Raw genomic sequence first — 18,967 nt, 5'->3', positions numbered from 1 at the left:
GCGCCATGAGAAGTCAATGACGCAGTACCGGATGGTAGAAAGCTGAGAAACCGCCTTCTTAGCGAAATAGGTCACAAAAGTTTGACGGAAAGGCTTACCTAAGTAAGGCTTGCCTTGCTAACAAGCGCCCCAACGCAATGGAAGGAAGCTGACGTGACGTCACCTAGTGTCGAAGAGCGGATCGCTCAGGAGCAAGATTTTGGCTCCAAAGTGGAACTGGCCCTCGCTGCCACCAACCAGCTGTTCAACGCACGAAATTCACCTAGTTACGTCGCTCAGGTCCTTCAAGGGGTCAATGCGGTCTCCACCAAAGTCCAGCGGACTTCCCAGCCGTTTACCGGCGTCGGGCATGCTGAACTGAAAGCAAAAGTTGGTGCCGTGGATCTTGAACGTCCGCTGCCGGACACAGCTGCCGCCCTGGAAGAGCTCGACGAGCTCTACCTCAAGGACGCCATCTACTTCCACGATTCCCGCTACGCCGCACACCTCAACTGCCCGGTTGTCATCCCTGCACTGGTAGGTGAAGCGGTGCTCTCGGCCGTGAACTCCTCCATGGACACCTGGGACCAGAGCGCGGGTGCCACCATGATCGAGCGCCGCCTCATCGATTGGACCGCCGAGCGCATCGGGTTCGACGCCAACGCTGACGGTGTGTTCACCTCCGGTGGAAGCCAGTCCAACTTCCAGGCGCTCCTGATTGCCCGCAACCATGCCGTTGCCAAACTGCGGGTCGCGAATGGGGACGCCCGCCTGCCGCACCTTCTTGACCGCCTCCGGATTTTCACCTCCGTGGACAGCCACTTCAGCATCCAGAAGTCGGCTTCAATGCTGGGCCTGGGCTTCGACGCCGTCATCGCGGTACCCACCACTGAAGACCACCGCATGGATCCCACTGCCCTCGCGGCTGCTTTGGCGGAAGCGCACGACGCCGGGCTGGTACCGATGGCGGTTGTAGCCACTGCCGGGACCACGGACTTCGGTTCGGTTGACCCGCTCTCGGAAATGGCCGCCTTGGTTCGCGCCTACGATTCCTGGCTCCACGTTGACGGTGCCTATGGTGGTGGGCTCATGGTGTCCGGCCGCCACCGGCACCTCCTGAATGGCATCCATCTGGCTGATTCCGTCACGGTGGACTTCCACAAGACCTTCTTCCAGCCTGTCAGTTCCAGCGCGGTCCTGGTCCGCAACGGCTCCATGATGGGCCATGTCACCTACTACGCGGACTACCTGAACCCGGAGAGCGCCGCGAGGGCAGAGATCCCCAACCAGGTGGACAAGAGCATCCAGACCACCCGCCGCTTCGATGCCCTGAAGCTGTGGCTGACCCTCCGCATCATGGGCGCCGACGCGATCGGTGCGCTCTTCGACGAAGCGATCGACCTCGCCGCCCGGGTAGGAACCTTGCTGGCTGACGACGCCGAGTTCGAGCTCGCTGCCGCGCCGCAGTTGAGCACCTTGGTGTTCCGCTACCGCCCCGTGGTTGACGGTGCGCCCCTCCAAGACGATGCCGCAGACGTCCTTAACCCTGCCATCCGAGCCGCAATCTTCGCTTCCGGTGAGGCAGTTGTTGCCGGCACCAAGGTGGCTGGCCGCCACTACCTCAAATTCACCCTCCTCAACGCCGAGGCGAGCCTGAGGGACATCCAGGAAATCATCGAACTTATCCGCCGGACGGGCAACCACCTGCTGGCGAACACCACGGAGGCTGCAGCGTGAGCACCCAAGACAACGGCAAGATCTACGACGTCGCAGGAATCGGCGTCGGGCCTTTCAACCTGGGCCTGGCCGCCTTGAGCGAGCCGGTGGAGAACCTCGACTGCGTGTTCTTGGATCGCCGCGAGTCCTTCGATTGGCACCCTGGCATGATGCTGGAGCCGGCGCACCTGCAGGTTCCGTTCATGGCGGACCTCGTGACGCTCGCGGACCCGACGTCGCCGTTCTCGTTCCTGAACTTCCTCAAGCAGACCGGCCGCCTGTACCGCTTCTATATCCGCGAGAACTTCTACCCGCTGCGCGCCGAGTACAACCAGTACTGCCAGTGGGTGGCCGGCCAGCTGGAATCCGTTTCATTTAGCACGGATGTGCTGGATGTGTCCTACGACGACGGCGTGTACCGGCTTTCGGTGCAGGGTCCGGAGGGTGCTGAGGTGCTTCGCGCCCGCAAGCTGGTCCTGGGCACCGGAACTTCCCCGTACGTCCCGGACTCCTGTGCAGGAATAGTGGAAGCCGGTGGACTTGTCCTCCACAACGCCGACTACCTGTCGAGGAAGAGTGAGCTGCAGTCCAAGCGGAGCATCACCATCGTAGGGAGCGGCCAGAGCGCCGCGGAGTTGTACTACGAGTTGCTTCAGGAAATTGATGTGTACGGCTACCAGCTCAACTGGGTCACGCGCTCGGGCCGCTTCTTCCCGCTGGAGTACACCAAGCTCACGCTGGAGATGACCTCGCCGGAATACGTTGACTACTTCCATTCGCTCCCAGGCGAGCAGCGCGATTCGTTGATCAAGAGCCAGAAGAACCTGTACAAGGGCATCAACTCGGACCTGATAGACGACATCTACGATCTCCTCTACACCAAGAGCCTCTCCGGCATGGTGGACACCCAGCTGCACACGCACTCCTCGCTCACCGCCGCAGAGTGGGATGCCACCACCGGCGCCCACACGCTCCAGTTGCGCCATGAGGAGCACGGCCGCGACTACTCGTTGGAGTCCGAGGCCGTGGTCCTCGCCACCGGCTACACCTACAAGGAGCCCGCCTTCCTGGCAGGAATCCAGGACCGGATCCGCCGCGACGCCAAGGGCCGGTTCGACGTCGATCGCAACTACGGCACCGGCGTGGAACCCGGCGAAATCTTCGTCCAGAACGCCGAGCTGCACACCCATGGCTTCGTCACCCCGGACCTCGGCATGGCTGCCTACCGCAACTCCTGCATCCTGCGCGAAATCACCGGCCGGGAGGTCTATCCGATCGAGCGCAGTATCGCGTTCCAGCAGTTCGGCGCGCCTGCTCCGGCCACTGCTGCAGAACCTGTTGCAGTCCCCGAACCCGCAGGAGCAACCGTATGAGCTTCACGTTCCGGCCCGTCGACCCCGTAGCGGACGCACCTGTCCTCCACAGCTGGGTCAGCCAAGAGTATGCGCGGTTCTGGGGCATGGTTTCGGCCACCGAGCAGGACGTTGTGGAGGAGTACTCGAAAATTGCCGAATCGGGCCACCACCAAGCGTTTTTGGGGCTTGACGACGGCGACCCCGCCTTCCTGATGGAGCGGTACCGGCCGGAGTCCTCGCCGTTGGCGGACGTCTACGAGGTCCAAGAAGGTGATGTTGGCATGCACCTTCTGGTGTCACCGCCCACCGGAGAGCCCCAGCCCGGTTTCACCACCGCAGTGATGCAGTTTGTGATGGCCGAACTGTTCGCCGACCCGGCAACGCGGCGGGTGGTGGTCGAACCTGACGCCCGCAATCACAAGATCCATGTCCTGAATGAAAAGGTGGGCTTCCGGCCGCACGGCGTGGTGACCCTTCCCGCCGTCGACCCCGCCGAAGACCAGAAGCAAGGCCTGCTGAGCTTCTGCACCCGCGAGGATTTCCTCGCCACCCTGACCCTGATTCTGGCCGCGCCCGCTGCGGCAACCAGAGGAGAATCCCTGTGACCACCACCGCCCATGCCGTGACCACTGCGGCTGCTGATTCCGTATCCCATCTGACCCCGGAACGCTGGGCCATAGCCAACCGGCACCTCGTCCGTAAGGCGATCGCCGAGTTCTCGCACGAGCGCATCCTGGTACCGGAGCTAATCCGCGAGGAGGGCGGCGGCGTCGGACTTTACAAGGTGGTCAGCGATGACGACGCTACTGAATACCGCTTCCGCGCCCGGCTTTTGCAGCTTGAGCACTGGTCTGTCTCCGCGGAATCAATTGTTCGGCTGCGGGAGGGCCAGGAGTTGCCGGTGGACGCCCTGGACTTCATTGCCGAATTCCACGAGGCACTGGCCATCCGCCAGGAAATGCTGCCCGTGTACCTCGAAGAAATCGGCAGCACGCTGGCCAGCCACGCCTACAAGCAGGGCAAGCCCTTCAGCTCGGCGCAATTGGCAGCGGGCATCACCGGCGGTACTGACCGCGCCGCTGACTTCCAAGCCATTGAGCACAGCATGACTGAAGGGCACCCGTGCTTCGTGGCCAACAATGGACGGCTTGGATTCGGGATCGCGGACTACCACGCGTTCGCACCGGAAACCGGCGCAACCGTGAAGCTGCAGTGGATCGCCGTCCACCGCAGCAAGGCAGTGTTCACCTCAAGTGCAGGGCTTGATTACCGGACGCACTTCGAGGCCGAACTGGGCCCGGCCACTCTTGCCTGGTTCAACGCGGAGCTCTCCGCGTCCGGCCTGGATCCCCAGGAATACCTCCTTATGCCGGTCCACCCCTGGCAGTGGGAGAACAAGCTCACGGTGACGTTCGCGGCAGAAATCGCCCAGCGCCACATCGTGAACCTTGGCACCGGCGAGGATTCGTACCAGGCACAGCAATCCATCCGTACGTTCTTCAACACCGATTACCCGGAGAAGGCTTACGTCAAAACGGCAATGTCCGTGCTGAACATGGGCTTCATGCGAGGCCTGTCACCGCAATACATGAAGGCAACACCGGCCATTAATGACTGGCTGCAGGAACTGATCGGCAATGACAGGGAGCTCCAAAACCGGGGCCTGGCCATGATCCGTGAAACCGCGGCAATCGGCTACCACAACCAGTACTATGAGGCTGCTTCGGCTAAGGGTTCCCCGTACAGGAAGATGCTCTCGGCCCTGTGGAGGGAAAGCCCGCTGCCGTTGCTCAAGGATGGGCAGCAGCTGGCCACCATGGCATCGCTGTTGCACGTGGACGCTACCGGGGAATCGGTGGTGTCATCACTGATTCAGCTGTCCGGCCTGGCGCCCACTGAATGGCTTCGCCGCTACTTCGAGGCCTACCTTGTCCCCTTGGTCCACTGCCTCTACGAGTACGAGCTCGCGTTCATGCCGCACGGCGAAAACGTCATCCTGATCCTCGAGGACGGCGTGCCTGTCCGCGCGATTATGAAGGACATTGCCGAGGAAATCGTGGTCATGGGGGACCGGCTGGAACTTCCCGAGGAAGTCTCGCGCGTGAAGGCGGAGATCCCGGCCGAGGAAATGGTCCTGGCCATCTTCACCGATGTGTTCGACTGCATCTTCCGCTTCCTGGGGGCAATCCTTGTGGAGGACGGGACGCTGCGCGAGGACGAGTTCTGGGGGACTGCTGCCGCCGTGCTCCGGGAATACCAGCAACGTCACGCGGAGCTTGCTGGCCAGTTCGCCATGCATGATCTGTTTGCGCCGGACTTTGAGTTGTCCTGCCTCAACCGCCTGCAGCTCAGGAACAACCAGCAAATGCTGGACATCTCGGATCCCTCCGGCGGGCTTCAGATGGCGGGTCGCTTGGAGAATCCCTTGGCTAAGTTCGCCTAGGCTGTTCCGACGGGTTATTGTCAGAGTGACGATAACCCGCTATAGTCATTATTGTCAGCTTGATAATAACGACTTGAAGGATGATGACGATGGTACTGCTCGACTGGATGAACTCCGCAGCGATTCCCAACCTCTTCGGCAGCCCTGTGAGCTGGATCGAAATCATTGGTTTCGTCACCGGCGCCGCCTGTGTCTATGGAGTTGCCAAGCAGAAGCTGTGGAACTGGCCCATCGGTATCCTGAACAACATCGCGTTCACGGTCCTGTTCCTGGGAGCCGGCCTCTACGGTGAAGCCGTCCTGCAGGTCATTTTCGCCGTCGTCGCCGTCTATGGTTGGTGCAACTGGATCCGGGGCAGGGCTGACACCCAGAGCCGCAACGACCTCCCCATCCGCGATGCGAGCCGCAAAGAGGTGTTCCTCGGCCTGGGGGCCACTGCTATCGGCACTGCAGTAGTGGCGATGGTCCTCACCCACGGAACCGATTCCCAGGTTCCCTGGCCGGACGCTTTCGTGCTGACTGCATCCCTAGTGGCCACTTACGGGCAGGCCAAGAAGATTTTCCAGCACTGGTACGTGTGGATCTTCATCGATGTGGTCTCCATCCCGCTCTACTTCAGCCGCGGACTGACGTTGACCGCCATCCTCTACATCGGGTTCCTGGCTCTCTGCATCTATGGACTCATCGACTGGAAGCGCACCCGAAGCGCTTCAACGCCGGTCACCTCCGAAGCCATCAAGGCAGGAGTCTGAGATGTACAAGCAAGCAATGGTCATCGGCAAGTTCTACCCGCCGCACGCAGGCCATGCGCATCTGATAGCCACTGCCGCTGCACAGTCCGGGAAAGTCGCCGTCCTGGTACTTGGCAGCCGTTTTGAGTCCATCACTGTTGACGAGCGGGTCACATGGCTGGCCGCTGAATTCGATGGTGTTGACGGGGTGGAAATCATGGGAATGCGCAACGACTGCCCTGAGGATTACCACTCCGACGAAATCTGGAAGGCACAGAACGAGCTGATGCGCCTGGCCTTGAAGAGCCGCGGTGTGACGTCGGTCGATATTGTGTTCAGTTCTGAGGAATACGGTGTGCGGCTTGCTGCGGCGTTCGGGGCAGACCACGTGCTGGTGGACCCGTCCCGGAATGCCTACCCGATCAGCGGCACAATGTGCCGCGAGGACCTCGGCGCCGCGTGGCCGTACATCATCGCTCCCGCCCGCCAGGAACTGGCAACGCGAATCATCGTGGTAGGCGCCGAATCAACTGGCACCACCACTTTGACCACAGCGCTTACCGAACACTACAGGCCGAGGTTTCCCGGGATCGCCGACGTCCCCGAGTATGGTCGTCAGTTCACCTATGAGAAGTTCCGCAGTCTTCGCTCCGAGGCGCCCGACGCCGGGATACGAGACATGGTGTGGACTGCCGACGACTTCGGCGTGATCGGCGCACGGCAGAACGAGATGGAAAACGCCGCCGCGGATGCCTGCCCGCTGGTGATTGCAGACACCGATTCGCTGGCGACCACCCTGTGGGAGCGCTACTACCTCGGTGAAGGAAGCTTTGGCTCCTACCATGCAGCAGACGTTCTGCCCCGCAGGGATTTGTACCTGATCACCGATCACGAAGGGGTGGCTTTTGAAGATGATGGCTGGCGTGAAGGCGAGCACCGAAGGGCAGACATGACCGAGTGGTTCAAGGAAACCCTCACCGAGGAGGGGCATTCATGGATCCTGGTTACTGGTGACCATGATCGGCGCCTGAAGACCGCAATTGAGACAATTGACCTGATAATTGCCCAGCGGAACGGATTTACTTCACCCCCGTGGGCAACCCGAACTGCTTTGGAAGGCGCGGCGGCATGACGTCGGATTCCAAGTCGGCCAAGGAATTCCTCGAAAGCTACGAGCCTGGGGATTACCCTTCCATAGCCCTCACTGCGGACCTGGTGGTGTTTGCGGTGTCCGCTGGTACGTTGAACGTCGCGCTGGTGCGTCGGGGAGGACATCCGTTCAAGGGTGCGCTGGCGCTGCCCGGTGGTTTCGTCGGGCCTGAGGAGTCTGCCGAACAAGCAGCAAAGCGGGAGCTCGCAGAAGAGACAGGGCTGGATCTAGGGAGCCTGCCGGTGCACATCGAGCAGTTGGCCACGTACACCAGCCCGGAGAGGGACCCACGGATGCGGGTGGTTTCCGTGGCCCATCTCGTTTTGCTCGAAACCGACGGGACCGTCCTGCCGGCGATTGCCGCAGGGTCCGACGCCGCAGGTGCTGCGTGGCACCCGGTCCACCACATCCTGCGCAGCAATGATCTGGCCTTCGATCACCTCAAGATCCTGCAGGACGGTCTGGGGCGACTGGCCGGCAAGATGGAATACACCACCCTCGCCGCCCGCCTGCTGCCGGACGAGTTCACCTTGACCCAGCTTCGCACCGTCTATGACGCCGTGTGGGACACCACCTTGCCTGCTGGAAACTTCACCCGAAAGATGATGCCGCACCTTAAAGACACAGGCCGGAAGGCGAGGGCCGCAACCGGTGGTGCCCCAGCGGCGCTGTTCGCGGCCACTGATCGGCACATCCATCCGCCCCTGGCCAAACCGACCACCCATCTCACGCGTTAAAGAAGCAGCACTACCTCTGTGGAATAGCTCTGCGAGGAGATCATTGATCCCCGGAACCAACACACCGCGTGAACTGATGGATCGCCGGGCACCACCATGGGCCGCAGGTTGTCCACAGCGGATCCCTCGGTGATGGCTTCCCACGTCCAGCCGGCACCGGAATCGGCAGTGAGGCCCCGGTAGATCTCATAGTGCGGGGTTGTTTCACCTGTTCGCGGATCCACAGGTGCGGAGATGTAAACCCTGTCCAGGTTGTTCGGGTCCACGGCCCCCAGCCCTGTGTAGTCCTGCTCGTGCGGCAGGAGGCCGGGACCGGCGACGGCGAGCGGATGAAGCTCCCAGCGCACGCCATCGAAGCGCCCGTACAGCAGGCGGTGATCATCGACGTCGAGCCTTTGCTCCCGCTGCAGCGGACCGTTCACGTCGTTGGCCCGGCAGGTGACGATCGCGGCGAGTTCGGTGCCCTGCCGGCGCAGGTCAGCAGTCCAACCGTGGGCGAGGGTGTCGCCGTCGAGGGTTGTTCCGGCTTTGAAGACGGTGGTCAGGGCCGTCTGGTTGATGCCTGCAGAGCCGATGACCGGCTTGCTGACCACGTTGCCTTCGGCGTCGTGGAGGGCATCATCCTGGAGGTAGCCGTGGTAAATGCTGTTGTTGTAGTCGCGGGGGTGGTGGTCCGTGGTGATGAGGTCGATCCGGTCCGTGCCGTTGCTGACATAGCGGGTGTACCCGTTGACGTAGCCGATTTTGGGGCGGGTGAAGAGTTTGCCGCCGTAACTCCAGGTGCCGCCGTCGTCCTCGGAGATCATCAGCGTGGGGTCGTCGTTGATGGCGCGGACAAAATTGTAGACCCGGCCTTCGGCACTTAGAGCGTGAAGGTTGGAGTACGTGGCGCCGCGGCCGTCGGCGAGTTCCGTCCAATCGAAGTGCTGCTCGGGCTCCCACCCGGAAGCGTCGTGCGGCTTGGTGGAGACGCGCCAACGGGAGTAGTTGTCCGTCTTGTGCTTCGCGTACATCGCAACATAATGTCCGTCAGGCCGGATCAGGAGCGCCGGGGCATTGTGGTCGTCAGCCTCCAACCTTTCATGGAGGACGTGGACATGGCTCTTGCCCGTGCCCAGATTCACGGTTGTGATCTCGATGTTGCCGCCGCGTTCCGCACCACCCGGGCCTTCCGGGGCGGCCACCGAGCCCACCAGCAGCGTGTTGGTGGCGGGGTCGATCAGTGCGCGCTCATCCTGGAACCAACACCAGGCCCCGTTGGAGTTGACCACAACAGGATCAAGAGGGGAAGGGGTTTTGCTGACCATGGGAATCCTTTGCGACGTTGCATCGTTTCAAAAGTCATCCTATGCGCCCGTACTGCACTTCATGACAATCCCACCTGGAAACATTGCCATCAAATGCCATCTCGGCGCGGAAAAGGGGAGGGGTTAGTCTAGGCGCATGACCACTCGCGCCAATGAACTTACAGCCCTCGTCACCGGGGCCACAGCCGGGCTCGGCGCGGAATTCGCGCGCCAGCTCGCCGAAGCCGGGCACCATCTGGTCCTGGTAGCCCGCGATGAACAGCGCCTGAAAGAAACAGCCGAGGAGCTTGAACGCGACTTCAGTATCTCGGCGGAGGTCCTTTCAGCGGACCTGACCACCGACGTCGGGGTCTCAGCCGTTGCGGACCGCTTGCGGGATGCCGGGCGGCCTGTGGATGTGCTGGTCAACAATGCCGGAATAGGACTGTTGAAGTCCTTTGAACGAAATGACCTGGACGAGGAACGACGACACCTGCGACTCCACGTGCAAACGCCGATGGAGCTAAGCCACGCTGCCCTTGAAGTCATGCTGGCTCGCCGGAAGGGCCGGATCATCAACGTGGCCAGCGTGGCAGCGTTCGCCAACAGGGGCACCTACTCCGCAGCCAAAGCGTGGCAGGTAACCTTCAGCCGGTGGGCCAACATCAGCTACGCGAAATCAGGAGTGCAGGTTACCGCGGTTTGTCCCGGTTTCACGCACACCGAATTCCACGATCGCATGGGCATGGATAAAACCGTTGCTCCCCGCTTCCTTTGGCTGACCGCCGAGCGTGTAGTGCGCGAAGGGCTGGAGGACAACGCCAAGGGCAAGGGCGTCTCCATTCCGACGCGCCGCTACAAAGTGGTCAGCTTCTTCGCCCGGGTCCTTCCGGCCAAGCTCACGTCCGGCCCACCTCGTCGGCCCCTTGAACCGTAGCCACGAAAACTGTCCGTAACTTGACCACGCCCCATGGCGGGGGCCGGGTTACTATGACACTTCATTCGAGCCTGAGGGAGCAGCGCTATGAAGAACAAATCAAAGGCATTCGTAGTGACCATGGTTGTAGGCGGAGTGTTGTTGGGCGGGTGTTCCGGAACCAGCTATACCGGCTTCAAGGCGTTGGAACGCGAAGCAACCGAGGCGGACACTCTGCCTGAGGACATCAACCTTCACGAAATCACCTTGGAAAAGGTGCTCCTGGTTGCCGAGGCAAACGGGAACAAGTACTACTTGGGACAAGGCAAGCAGGGCCGCCCGTCGTGCCTGATCGTGGAAGCTGCGAACCCATCCTTCTGGCATAGCGGCTGCAGTGATTCCATCCAGGGTGAGATGCTGAGAATCAGTGGTCCCGAACAGAAAACAGCTGTTCTGGTTTCCGATGGCTATGACACCAAGGAGCTGGAGTCCAGCGGCTTGACGAAAATCCACCCCAACATCCTTGTAGTGACGAACTAGCGCACCAACGAATCAGCCCGGTTGAGCACCCATCTGCTTTCGCGGTGACCTCACCAGGACAGCTACCGCAATGCCAACCACGGCTCCTACGAACGTCTCAATGGCTCGCTCCATGACCAGCACCCCGGGATCCATGGGTGAAGCCAGTTGCGCAATCAGCAGGATGACCGGTGTGAAGAACACCATGGCCCACCCGTAGTGCCGTGCCATGAACAGCTCAGTGGGGAACTGGCACAGCACTACCAGCACAGCGAGCACCACCGCGGTTTGGCCCGGGAAGTACTGAAGCGGCGATAGCGGACCGGGAAAAAGCACGACGGCGACTATCCCCAATCCGAGGAACGTCCCCACAATCCGGTGGATACCCCGGTGGACGCGGCTTGGGAGGTCGGCTCCTGCGAGGGGCACGGCCGCTGCGGCCATGGCCCAGTGCGGGTGGCCGCTGCCGCTCAGGACCCCGATGGTCCCGGCGGCCCCCACTGCGAGCGCGTAGCGTGCGGCGTGGACCAATGCGGCCCGACTTCGCGGGCCGCGAAGGGTGGGAACGTTGCGGCCGGCACCAGCTACCCAGGTGCGTCGTCGGAACCAGCCGCCGAAACCCACCACCAGGGAGAAGGCGGCGGACGCGGCACCGATGAGCACCGCCGTCGTGAACGGAACACTGGTGGGCACCGAAGCGCAGGCGCCCAGTGCGAGGATGCCGAAGAAAGGTCCGATGGGTTTGAGGCGGACGGCATCGGCATACAGGGATCCGGCGCCGGCGAACAGCGTAGCCACGAGGACCAACCACCATGATTGGATGTGGTTGAGGGAAAGGAACGCCCCGATAGTCAGCCCGCCCACCAGGAACAGGGCAGCCTGGGCTTGGTGCTTGAGCCTGAGCTGGTGTGTTTCGTTGCGGCCGTACATGCCGGTGAGCGCACCGAAAACGGCGTACATCATGAGGTCAGGGCGGCCGATGAGAATGAGGAACAGCCCGGGTACTGCCACGCTTAGGGCCACACGTACTGCCGAGAGGCGATCGTTGTTGGCCGGGCCCAGCCGGTGGAGTTCGCGGGCGTGGACCATCAATGCGGGCACGGGGAACACCACCAATCAGTCAGGGTTGTCTTTGCAAATTAGCAGCATCACCGCACGGGCCGCCATAAGCCCGGTCACAACCCGTAGCAGACTTCGGCGCGCGCAGAGGGGAAGGTCTGCGAAGATCGAGGTATGCCCGTCGCTTTCGTCTGCCGCACCCGCTCCATCATGTCGCCGCAGGAACTGTTCGATCTTTCCCGCGACATCGATGCCCATGTGGGGTCCATGACGCACAGCCGCGAGAAGGCCATCGCCGGCGTCACCACCGGACTGATCTCAGAAGGTGAGACTGTCACCTGGCAGGCGTGGCACCTCGGAGTCCGGTTCCGGATGACCAGCCGCATCACGCGGATGGAGGAGCCGTCGTCGTTCTCTGATGAGCAGGTGAAGGGCCCTTTCAAGTACCTCCGCCACACGCACGAGTTCCGGGCCGATGGCAGCGGGACCCTCATGGTGGATACGGTGGAATTCGCCGCACCGTTCGGTCCGCTGGGCAGGCTGGTGGAGAAGCTGGTCCTGGCCCGGTATCTGCAGAACCTTATTGAGAAGCGCAACGAGTTCCTGGTGACCACCACTCCAAACCAGGCTCCTCCAAGCATGGACTCCGGGCAATGATCAGGCTCGCGCATGCGGACGACCTCCTGATGATGCAGGAAATCGAGCGTGCCGCGGGCCAGGCTTTCAGGACGTTGGGCATGGACTCAATCGCTGACGACGAGCCGCTTTCCGTCGATGAGCTGAGCAGCTACGCCGCAGCGGGGCGCGCGTGGGTGTCCGTGGACGGGCTGGACTACCCGGTGGCGTATCTGTTGGCGGACATCGTGGACGGCAAAGGCCATGTGGAGCAGGTCAGCGTCCACCCGGATCAAGCGCACCAGGGCCTGGGCCGGGAACTGTTGCACGCTGCGCGCGTTTGGGCGCGGGGCCACGGGATGCAGCGCCAAACCTTGAGCACTTTCCGGGATGTGCCGTGGAACGGCCCGTACTATCGGCGCCTGGGCTTCGAAGTGCTCGACGCCGGCAGTTGGGGTCCGCAGTTGTCCCGCCTGATGGAGCACGAGGCAGAGTTGGGTTTGACGCGCTGGCCACGCGTGGCAATGTGGCGCCCGGTTGTTCCGCCTAACCCCTCATAGACCCCTACAGGCTTAGCTGCCTTGGGCAAGCGGGAGGGTGAGGCTGAGGTGCGCCCCGCTTGGGCTCGGGTGCGCTCTTGCCGTCCCGTTATGTGCCATGGCTACGTTGTGCACCACGGCGAGTCCCAGACCCGATCCGGCCACGCTCCGTGCATTGGTTGAGCGGTAGAACCTGTCAAAGACATGGGCTAGATCCTGCGCCGGGATTCCGGGTCCTGTATCACGCACATCAAGAGTGACTGCGCGTTCGGAAACGCTGAGCGCCAGCCTGACCTGGCCCGGCTCAGGCGTAAATTTTCCGGCGTTGTCCAGTAAATTCGATACCGCACGCGCCAGCCTGGCGCGTTCTCCGGTCACCAGGAGTTGTTCCCGGGACCCGTTCAGGAACCACTCGATTCCGGGGTAGCGCCGTTGGGCGTTCTCCATGCAAAAGAGGACAAGTTCGTTGAGGTCCAGTTCCTCCACGAAGGACGGTGCCTCTTCATGGCGGGCCAAGTCGATCAGGTCTTCAACAAGGGACTGCATACCCATCAGTTCATGCTCCAAGGCCCCCGTGATGCGTTCTTTACTCCTCCGGTCCAGTTCGGGGTTCTTGAGCATGGCAGCGTTCGTCCGCAGCGATGTCAGGGGAGTACGCAGCTCGTGGGAAGCATCGGCAATCAGTTGTTCCTGCTGGCGGCGGGATTGCTCCAGTTTGCCCAGCATCGTGTTGAAGGCGATGCCCAGCCTGTCCGTCTCGGTTGTGCTGCTTCGAGGGATCCTGATGCCGGTGTCGCCGGTTTGGGCGATACCCTCCGCCACTGCTGTCAGCCGATCGACTGGTCGGAGTCCGCGCCTGGCGGCTACGTAGGCAGTACCTGCTGCAACCACCAAGGCGCCCAGCACTGTTGCCGCCAGCAGCCAACCGAGACGCTCAAAGGACGCCAACACCCTGTCGTCCCTGACTCCAACCACTAATGCCCTCTGGTTTGGCAGCGGCCTGACATACACGCGGATTGGGTCTTCGCCGATGGTCGCTTCCGTGAAGAAGGCCGCACTCCCGCCGGAAGCCACGTCGCGCATCTGCCCGGTAATGGGCAGAGCGGGCCCGGCGCCAGCATCCGGGTCTTCATTGGGTGTTGGCGCCACGAGTTGCGCGCATGCCGGCGAACGGACCCAGGTGCATTGCGAAAAGCCCTGCCAGTTCGGATCAGTCTGGATCAGTTGAATGATGCGATCCGACTCACGCCTCAGGGACAGATCCTCGTTCGTGCGTAGTTCGTGGCCTACCAGGGCGTAAACCAGTACCGCGAATACCAAAACGGTGAGGGTGATGGCAGCCGCGATGACCAGTGTCATTCGCAATCTCAGCGTCATGATGCTGCCAGCCGGTAGCCGACTCCCCGCACTGTCTGGATGAGCCGTGGTTCACCCTCAGCTTCGAGCTTCCGGCGCAGGTAGCTGACGTAAACCTCCAGTGAGTTGGAGGCCGGAGTCATGGCATATCCCCACACTGAGTCACTGATCTGGGCCCGGCTGAGCGTCTGCTCCGGGTTTTCCGCCAGCACGCAAAGGAGGGCGTACTCGGTGCTGCTCAAGTCGATCCAACGCCCGTTGTGCCTCACTGCATGAGCCTCGGGTACCAGTTCCAAACCGTGGTACCCGGTGGGGTGCTGGGGAAGCTGGGCTGTCCGGCGTGCCATGGCCCGCAACCGTGCCAGCAACTCATGAGGGTCAAAAGGTTTGGAAAGGTAGTCATCCGCTCCTGCGTCCAAACCTGCAACGCAGTCAGCCACGTCACTGCGGGCGGTGAGCAGCAGGATCGGAACCGTATTGCCTGCCGCCCGGAGCATTCGGCAGAGGCCCAGCCCGTCCATCACCGGCATGAGGACGTCCACCAACAGCAAGTCCGGGGACGTTGCGGCGACCCGTTCGAGCGCCTCCCGGCCGTCGGCGGCCAATTCCACCAGGTAGCCGGCGGCTTCAAGCAAGGATTGCAAGGAGCTCCTGATTTCCGGATCATCATCGACGATCAGGACTGTTATGGGCTCCGTCATGGCCACCAGCATAGTTCGCACGGCTTCAGAATCCTTTAAGTTCTCTTCTGAACCATGGGGCTATGGAAAAGGACATCGGAACCACCTATGCAACGGCCACCCAACGTGGGCTGCTTGAGGCTCGGCGGCGCCGTCCGCGAGCCAGGGACTGGGTTGCAGGAACCTTCGCGGGAGCAATCACGGTACTGCTCTTCGGCCACGGACTGGTGCCGCAGGCTAACGGTGTGGTGCTGGTCATCGAGAGCTTCCTGCCCTGGCTCGGGGTGGTCATAGCTGCGCTGCTGATAGCGGTGTTGTTGTCTAAAGCCTGGTTCGGCGCCATCCCAATGGCGGCCGCGCTGATTTGCTGGTGCGTCGTATTCTTGCCGGTCCTGATGACGGGCGTCGCCCCCGCTTCCGCCGAGGAGACATTGGAGGAGGCGGCCAGTGGATGGACCGTTGCTACCCAAAATCTACGTGCAGGAAATCCTGACCCGGGCGCGGCCGTCGAAAAGCTGGTCGAGTCAGGTGCCGACGTCGTGGTTCTGCAGGAGCTCACCGGGCCCACCCTGGAACGAATATTTCCCCTGTTGGACGGTACATATGGGCATCGACTAACGGCAGGAACCGTAGGCGTTTGGAGCCGGTACCCGCTGAGCCAAGGTGAGCCGCTCGCTTTGGGACTCGGCTGGTCGCGCGCTGTAAGCGTGCAGCTGGAATCGCCCGACGGCCCCGTCCAGCTCTATGCCGTACATTTGCCCTCTGTTCGACCCGGCGACGTCAGCAGCAGGAACAACGGGCTCGCGGAACTCACCCGGATAGTGGAAGCGGACACTTCGTCACGCATGCTGGTGGTAGGCGACTTTAATACCGCCAACACTGACCGCGCCTTCGCGCCGTTGCTGGCTATTCTCGACGACGCCCGGGCGGGCTTCGGGTTCACCTGGCCGGCACGCCTTCCCGCCACCAGACCGGACCACATTTTGTTCCGCGGGTTCACCATGACCGGAGCATCCGTGATCTCATCTCCAGGGACGGACCATCTCGCTACGATGGCACGGCTACAGCCTGGGACACCCCGCCCGACCTACCCCGCAACCAACTCAACCTCATAGCTGTCCGTATTGAGCAGGTACGCCGCATAGTGCTCCGGCCCTCCGGCGTGCGGATACTTCGACTCGAACATCTCGTACCAGCCCGCATCTGCGCCCAGCGCCCGGATCCTGTCCACGTTCTCACGGGTCCCGGCATGGAAAGCCACGTGGTTGACCCCGGGATCAGTGCGCCGGTGGGTGGTGGCGGTGGTGGCATCAGTCTGCTCCACCACCACGTACGTCCCATCGAGCTTCCAACTGCACCCCGTGGGCCACTGTTGGAAGGGCTCATAACCTAGCTCTCCCAGCAGCCAGCCCCACTCTTCCTTTGCCCGTTCAAGGAACGGCACCCAGATCTCAAGATGGTGGATGGACCCCACCGGTATCTCACGCATGCGCCGATTCTACGAGGTCCGGGCGGGCTCCACATCCGCTGTGCTCGCCGTGGACACGGTTCCTACTTCCTGAGCCTGACACGGACAGCCGCGCCGGCGCACAGGATCACTGCCAGACCGCCCACAACGGTGGTCCACGTCATCGACTCACCCAATAGCAGGCCGGCCCAGGCGATGCTCATGACCGGCTGGACGAGTTGGATCTGGCTGACTTGCGCCATGGGTCCGATGGCCAGGCCGCGGTACCAGGCGAAAAAGCCGAGGAACATGCTCACCACGCCAAGGTAGGCGAAGGACAACCATTGGATGGGCGTAGCGGAAGGGATGCCCTGACCCAGCGAGACCACCGTCAGCAGCATCATCACCGGAGACGCCACCACTAAAGCCCAGGAGATGGTCTGCCACGCACCGAGTTCCCGGGCCAGCAAGCCGCCCTCTGCATAACCGATGGCTGCGGCAATCACGGCACCGAGCAGCAGAAGGTCAGACCAGTGCAGCGAGCCGAAGCCACCGGATTGAACCACAGCGAACACCACTGCGGCGATCACCCCCACCACCGTCAGGACCCAGAACAGCGGCCGGGGGCGTTCGCGTCCCCTGATCACCGCTACTGTGGCTGTGGCTGCGGGCAGGAGCGCGATCACCACGGCACCGTGGCTGGCGGAGGTGCTGGTGAGGGCGAAAGTGGTGAGTAAGGGGAATCCGGCCACGATTCCTCCGGCCACAACGGCCAACCGGAACCATTGGAGGCCGCGCGGAAATCGTTGCCGGGTCAATGCCAGTGCCAGCGCCGCAAGGATGGCGGCAACCACGGCCCTACCAGCGCCGATGAAGAGCGGTGAAAAGCCCTCCACTGCAACCCGTGTCAGGGGAACGGTAAAGGAGAAAGCAACCACGCCAATGAGGCCCCACCAGACACCTGTTGATGTCTGGGTGGATATCACTGGTAGAGAAAGCGTAGTAGCGCTACTATTAGAACTCATGAATTACGATAGCAGTTCCCGAATCGTCGTGCGACTGAAGGAATGGATCGCAGGAGCCGCGCCGGGAGCCAGACTGCCATCAACCCGGCAACTCGTAGCCGAGTACCAAGCCAGCCCGGTCACCGTGCAGAAGGCCCTGAGGACGCTCACGGGGCAGGGCCTGATCGAGAGCCGCCCCGGAGTAGGGACCTTCGTGCGCGCCTATCGCACAGCCAGGCCCTCGGATTACGGTTGGCAAACAGCGGCGTTGCGGGCAGCCCAGGCAGCCCGTCCACTGAACTCCGGGGCCATGCGGAGCGCATCAAATGACGTCATTGCGTTTCACTCCGGTTATCCGGACCGCGAGCTCCTCCCGGAAAGGCTTGTCCGCGCCGCCCTCACACGGGCCGCAAGGGGAGACGCCGCCTTGTCCCGACCTCCGGCACAAGGACTTCCCGAGCTCCAGACCTGGTTCGCGCAGGAACTCAGTAGCTCCACGCCGGTGGGCGTTACGCCTCCCCAGCCCAGCGACGTCGTAATCCTTCCCGGAAGCCAAAGCGGGCTGAGCTCAATTTTCCGCGGGTTGGTGGGGCATGGGCAGCCGCTGCTGGTGGAGTCGCCCAGTTACTGGGGCGCGCTGCTGGCGGCGGGCCAGGCGGGTGTGAAAGTCATTCCAGTTCCCAGTGGCCAGGAGGGGCCGGACCCGGAAGAGCTGGACAGGGCCTTTGAGGAATCGGGCGCACGGCTGTTCTACGCCCAGCCCAACTTCGCCAACCCCACGGGAGCCCAATGGTCTGCCGAGCGTTGCGAGGAGGTGTTGGGGATCGTCCGGCGCCATGGAGCTTTCCTTGTGGAGGACGACTGGGCGCACGACTTCGGCATCACCGCGTCTTCAGTTCCGCTGGCTGCCAAGGACGATTCCGGGCACGTGGTCTACATCCGCTCTCTGACCAAGAGCGTTTCGCCGTCCATCCGCGTTGCAGCCGTCATCGCGCGGGGCCCGGCGCGTGAACGCATCATGGGTGCTCAAGCTGCCGAATCAATGTACGTCAGCGGCGTGCTTCAGGCGGCAGCGCTCGACGTCGTCACGCAGCCCGGGTGGCAAACTCACCTTCGCGGCCTCAGCCATCAGTTGCAGTCCCGTCGCGATCTCCTGGTCACCAGCCTCCGCGAACACGTTCCGCAGGCACACCTCAGCAACCTGCCCAAAGGCGGCTTGAACTTGTGGTTGCGCCTGCCGGACGGGTTCGACGTCGATCAGCTCACCAAGGATTGCGAGGCGGCCGGGGTGCTGATCGCGGCCGGTACGGAGTGGTTCCCCGCAGAACCGGAAGGACCATACATCCGGCTCAACTACGCTGGTCCCAATCCGGGCGGCTTCCCGGAAGGTGCGCGGATCATTGGCGAGGCAGTGCAAACGCAGTTGGGGGCTTAA

At 62.4% G+C, this 18,967-nt stretch carries 19 protein-coding genes; 13 read left to right on the top strand and 6 right to left on the bottom strand.

Annotated features, from left to right (window positions below; all coding sequences use genetic code 11):
- Positions 1 to 153: 153 nt before the first annotated feature.
- The 7 genes from J7I86_RS05040 to J7I86_RS05010 all read left to right on the top strand — a co-directional run bounded on the left by J7I86_RS05040 (position 154) and on the right by J7I86_RS05010 (position 8,111).
- A complete protein-coding gene (locus tag J7I86_RS05040) occupies positions 154 to 1,716 on the top strand; it encodes an aspartate aminotransferase family protein (RefSeq protein ID WP_309476667.1) in 1,563 nt (520 codons plus the stop codon).
- Positions 1,713 to 3,068, top strand: a complete 1,356-nt coding sequence (locus J7I86_RS05035; RefSeq protein WP_214816325.1) for a lysine N(6)-hydroxylase/L-ornithine N(5)-oxygenase family protein — start codon at positions 1,713 to 1,715, stop codon at positions 3,066 to 3,068. The genes J7I86_RS05040 and J7I86_RS05035 overlap by 4 nt, the downstream gene beginning before the upstream one ends.
- The gene (locus tag J7I86_RS05030) at positions 3,065 to 3,655 is read left to right on the top strand and encodes a GNAT family N-acetyltransferase (RefSeq protein ID WP_214816323.1); all 591 of its coding nucleotides are present in this window, start codon (positions 3,065 to 3,067) and stop codon (positions 3,653 to 3,655) included. The genes J7I86_RS05035 and J7I86_RS05030 overlap by 4 nt, the downstream gene beginning before the upstream one ends.
- The gene (locus J7I86_RS05025) at positions 3,652 to 5,493 is read left to right on the top strand and encodes an IucA/IucC family siderophore biosynthesis protein (RefSeq protein ID WP_214816320.1); all 1,842 of its coding nucleotides are present in this window, start codon (positions 3,652 to 3,654) and stop codon (positions 5,491 to 5,493) included. The genes J7I86_RS05030 and J7I86_RS05025 overlap by 4 nt, the downstream gene beginning before the upstream one ends.
- An 80-nt stretch (positions 5,494 to 5,573) precedes the next feature.
- Positions 5,574 to 6,245 (top strand): nicotinamide riboside transporter PnuC, encoded by a 672-nt coding sequence (pnuC, locus tag J7I86_RS05020; protein WP_286179307.1) that lies wholly within the window; start codon positions 5,574 to 5,576, stop codon positions 6,243 to 6,245.
- A 1-nt stretch (position 6,246) separates the two neighbouring features.
- Positions 6,247 to 7,356, top strand: a complete 1,110-nt coding sequence (locus J7I86_RS05015) for an AAA family ATPase (protein ID WP_214816317.1) — start codon at positions 6,247 to 6,249, stop codon at positions 7,354 to 7,356.
- Complete coding sequence (locus J7I86_RS05010) at positions 7,353 to 8,111, top strand: NUDIX domain-containing protein (protein WP_214816315.1); 759 nt, start codon at positions 7,353 to 7,355, stop codon at positions 8,109 to 8,111. The genes J7I86_RS05015 and J7I86_RS05010 overlap by 4 nt, the downstream gene beginning before the upstream one ends.
- On the opposite strand, the gene J7I86_RS05005 is transcribed toward J7I86_RS05010, so the two are convergent.
- Positions 8,108 to 9,418, bottom strand: coding sequence for a BNR-4 repeat-containing protein (locus J7I86_RS05005; protein WP_214816312.1), 1,311 nt, complete (start codon positions 9,416 to 9,418; stop codon positions 8,108 to 8,110). The genes J7I86_RS05010 and J7I86_RS05005 overlap by 4 nt on opposite strands.
- A gap of 136 nt (positions 9,419 to 9,554) precedes the next feature.
- Between J7I86_RS05005 and J7I86_RS05000 the strand changes: the two genes are divergently transcribed.
- The gene (locus J7I86_RS05000) at positions 9,555 to 10,334 is read left to right on the top strand and encodes an SDR family oxidoreductase (RefSeq protein WP_214816309.1); all 780 of its coding nucleotides are present in this window, start codon (positions 9,555 to 9,557) and stop codon (positions 10,332 to 10,334) included.
- A gap of 87 nt (positions 10,335 to 10,421) precedes the next feature.
- The gene (locus J7I86_RS04995) at positions 10,422 to 10,853 is read left to right on the top strand and encodes a hypothetical protein (RefSeq protein ID WP_214816306.1); all 432 of its coding nucleotides are present in this window, start codon (positions 10,422 to 10,424) and stop codon (positions 10,851 to 10,853) included.
- 12 nt (positions 10,854 to 10,865) lie between these two features.
- Here the strand turns inward: J7I86_RS04995 and J7I86_RS04990 are convergent, their stop codons facing one another.
- Positions 10,866 to 11,942 (bottom strand): FUSC family protein, encoded by a 1,077-nt coding sequence (locus J7I86_RS04990; protein WP_396019856.1) that lies wholly within the window; start codon positions 11,940 to 11,942, stop codon positions 10,866 to 10,868.
- A gap of 123 nt (positions 11,943 to 12,065) precedes the next feature.
- Between J7I86_RS04990 and J7I86_RS04985 the strand changes: the two genes are divergently transcribed.
- Together J7I86_RS04985 and J7I86_RS04980 are read left to right on the top strand one after the other, a co-directional pair.
- Positions 12,066 to 12,548: an SRPBCC family protein gene (locus tag J7I86_RS04985; protein ID WP_214816303.1), complete on the top strand. Its 483-nt coding sequence runs from the start codon at positions 12,066 to 12,068 to the stop codon at positions 12,546 to 12,548.
- Positions 12,545 to 13,066: a GNAT family N-acetyltransferase gene (locus J7I86_RS04980; RefSeq protein ID WP_214816300.1), complete on the top strand. Its 522-nt coding sequence runs from the start codon at positions 12,545 to 12,547 to the stop codon at positions 13,064 to 13,066. The genes J7I86_RS04985 and J7I86_RS04980 overlap by 4 nt, the downstream gene beginning before the upstream one ends.
- Positions 13,067 to 13,078: 12 nt before the next feature.
- Here J7I86_RS04980 and J7I86_RS04975 read toward each other — a convergent pair whose 3' ends face one another.
- Both J7I86_RS04975 and J7I86_RS04970 read right to left on the bottom strand, forming a co-directional pair.
- Positions 13,079 to 14,404: a cell wall metabolism sensor histidine kinase WalK gene (locus tag J7I86_RS04975; RefSeq protein ID WP_214816297.1), complete on the bottom strand. Its 1,326-nt coding sequence runs from the start codon at positions 14,402 to 14,404 to the stop codon at positions 13,079 to 13,081.
- A 14-nt stretch (positions 14,405 to 14,418) separates the two neighbouring features.
- Positions 14,419 to 15,102: a response regulator transcription factor gene (locus J7I86_RS04970; RefSeq protein ID WP_214816294.1), complete on the bottom strand. Its 684-nt coding sequence runs from the start codon at positions 15,100 to 15,102 to the stop codon at positions 14,419 to 14,421.
- A 62-nt stretch (positions 15,103 to 15,164) separates the two neighbouring features.
- Here J7I86_RS04970 and J7I86_RS04965 point away from each other — a divergent pair, with 62 nt between their 5' ends.
- Positions 15,165 to 16,196 (top strand): endonuclease/exonuclease/phosphatase family protein, encoded by a 1,032-nt coding sequence (locus J7I86_RS04965; RefSeq protein ID WP_214816291.1) that lies wholly within the window; start codon positions 15,165 to 15,167, stop codon positions 16,194 to 16,196.
- Here the strand turns inward: J7I86_RS04965 and J7I86_RS04960 are convergent.
- Positions 16,169 to 16,570: a VOC family protein gene (locus J7I86_RS04960; RefSeq protein WP_214816288.1), complete on the bottom strand. Its 402-nt coding sequence runs from the start codon at positions 16,568 to 16,570 to the stop codon at positions 16,169 to 16,171. The genes J7I86_RS04965 and J7I86_RS04960 overlap by 28 nt on opposite strands.
- Before the next feature lie 62 nt (positions 16,571 to 16,632).
- Complete coding sequence (locus J7I86_RS04955; RefSeq protein WP_214816285.1) at positions 16,633 to 17,553, bottom strand: DMT family transporter; 921 nt, start codon at positions 17,551 to 17,553, stop codon at positions 16,633 to 16,635.
- Between J7I86_RS04955 and J7I86_RS04950 the strand changes: the two genes are divergently transcribed.
- Positions 17,552 to 18,967 carry a PLP-dependent aminotransferase family protein gene (locus J7I86_RS04950; protein WP_214816282.1) on the top strand — a complete coding sequence of 472 codons (1,416 nt, stop codon included), beginning with the start codon at positions 17,552 to 17,554 and terminating at the stop codon, positions 18,965 to 18,967. The two genes, J7I86_RS04955 and J7I86_RS04950, sit on opposite strands and share 2 nt — an antisense overlap.

The organism is Arthrobacter sp. ISL-95, from assembly GCF_018613695.1.
Taxonomy (GTDB): Bacteria; Actinomycetota; Actinomycetes; order Actinomycetales; family Micrococcaceae; genus Arthrobacter.
The sequence above is the reverse complement of the archived record's forward strand: the minus strand, read 5'-3'. Positions and strand labels throughout refer to the sequence as shown.

What these genes read in the sequence shown, in the direction of transcription:
- J7I86_RS05030 (WP_214816323.1), top strand. Translation starts at nt 3,065, where the DNA reads ATGAGCTTCACGTTCCGGCCCGTCGACCCCGTAGCGGACGCACCTGTC.
- pnuC (WP_286179307.1), top strand. Translation starts at nt 5,574, where the DNA reads ATGATGACGATGGTACTGCTCGACTGGATGAACTCCGCAGCGATTCCC.
- J7I86_RS05015 (WP_214816317.1), top strand. Translation starts at nt 6,247, where the DNA reads ATGTACAAGCAAGCAATGGTCATCGGCAAGTTCTACCCGCCGCACGCA.
- J7I86_RS05010 (WP_214816315.1), top strand. Translation starts at nt 7,353, where the DNA reads ATGACGTCGGATTCCAAGTCGGCCAAGGAATTCCTCGAAAGCTACGAG.
- J7I86_RS05005 (WP_214816312.1), bottom strand. Translation starts at nt 9,418, where the DNA reads ATGGTCAGCAAAACCCCTTCCCCTCTTGATCCTGTTGTGGTCAACTCC.
- J7I86_RS05000 (WP_214816309.1), top strand. Translation starts at nt 9,555, where the DNA reads ATGACCACTCGCGCCAATGAACTTACAGCCCTCGTCACCGGGGCCACA.
- J7I86_RS04995 (WP_214816306.1), top strand. Translation starts at nt 10,422, where the DNA reads ATGAAGAACAAATCAAAGGCATTCGTAGTGACCATGGTTGTAGGCGGA.
- J7I86_RS04985 (WP_214816303.1), top strand. Translation starts at nt 12,066, where the DNA reads ATGCCCGTCGCTTTCGTCTGCCGCACCCGCTCCATCATGTCGCCGCAG.
- J7I86_RS04980 (WP_214816300.1), top strand. Translation starts at nt 12,545, where the DNA reads ATGATCAGGCTCGCGCATGCGGACGACCTCCTGATGATGCAGGAAATC.
- J7I86_RS04975 (WP_214816297.1), bottom strand. Translation starts at nt 14,404, where the DNA reads ATGACACTGGTCATCGCGGCTGCCATCACCCTCACCGTTTTGGTATTC.
- J7I86_RS04970 (WP_214816294.1), bottom strand. Translation starts at nt 15,102, where the DNA reads ATGACGGAGCCCATAACAGTCCTGATCGTCGATGATGATCCGGAAATC.
- J7I86_RS04965 (WP_214816291.1), top strand. Translation starts at nt 15,165, where the DNA reads ATGGAAAAGGACATCGGAACCACCTATGCAACGGCCACCCAACGTGGG.
- J7I86_RS04960 (WP_214816288.1), bottom strand. Translation starts at nt 16,570, where the DNA reads ATGCGTGAGATACCGGTGGGGTCCATCCACCATCTTGAGATCTGGGTG.
- J7I86_RS04950 (WP_214816282.1), top strand. Translation starts at nt 17,552, where the DNA reads ATGAATTACGATAGCAGTTCCCGAATCGTCGTGCGACTGAAGGAATGG.
- J7I86_RS04955 (WP_214816285.1), bottom strand. Translation starts at nt 17,553, where the DNA reads ATGAGTTCTAATAGTAGCGCTACTACGCTTTCTCTACCAGTGATATCC.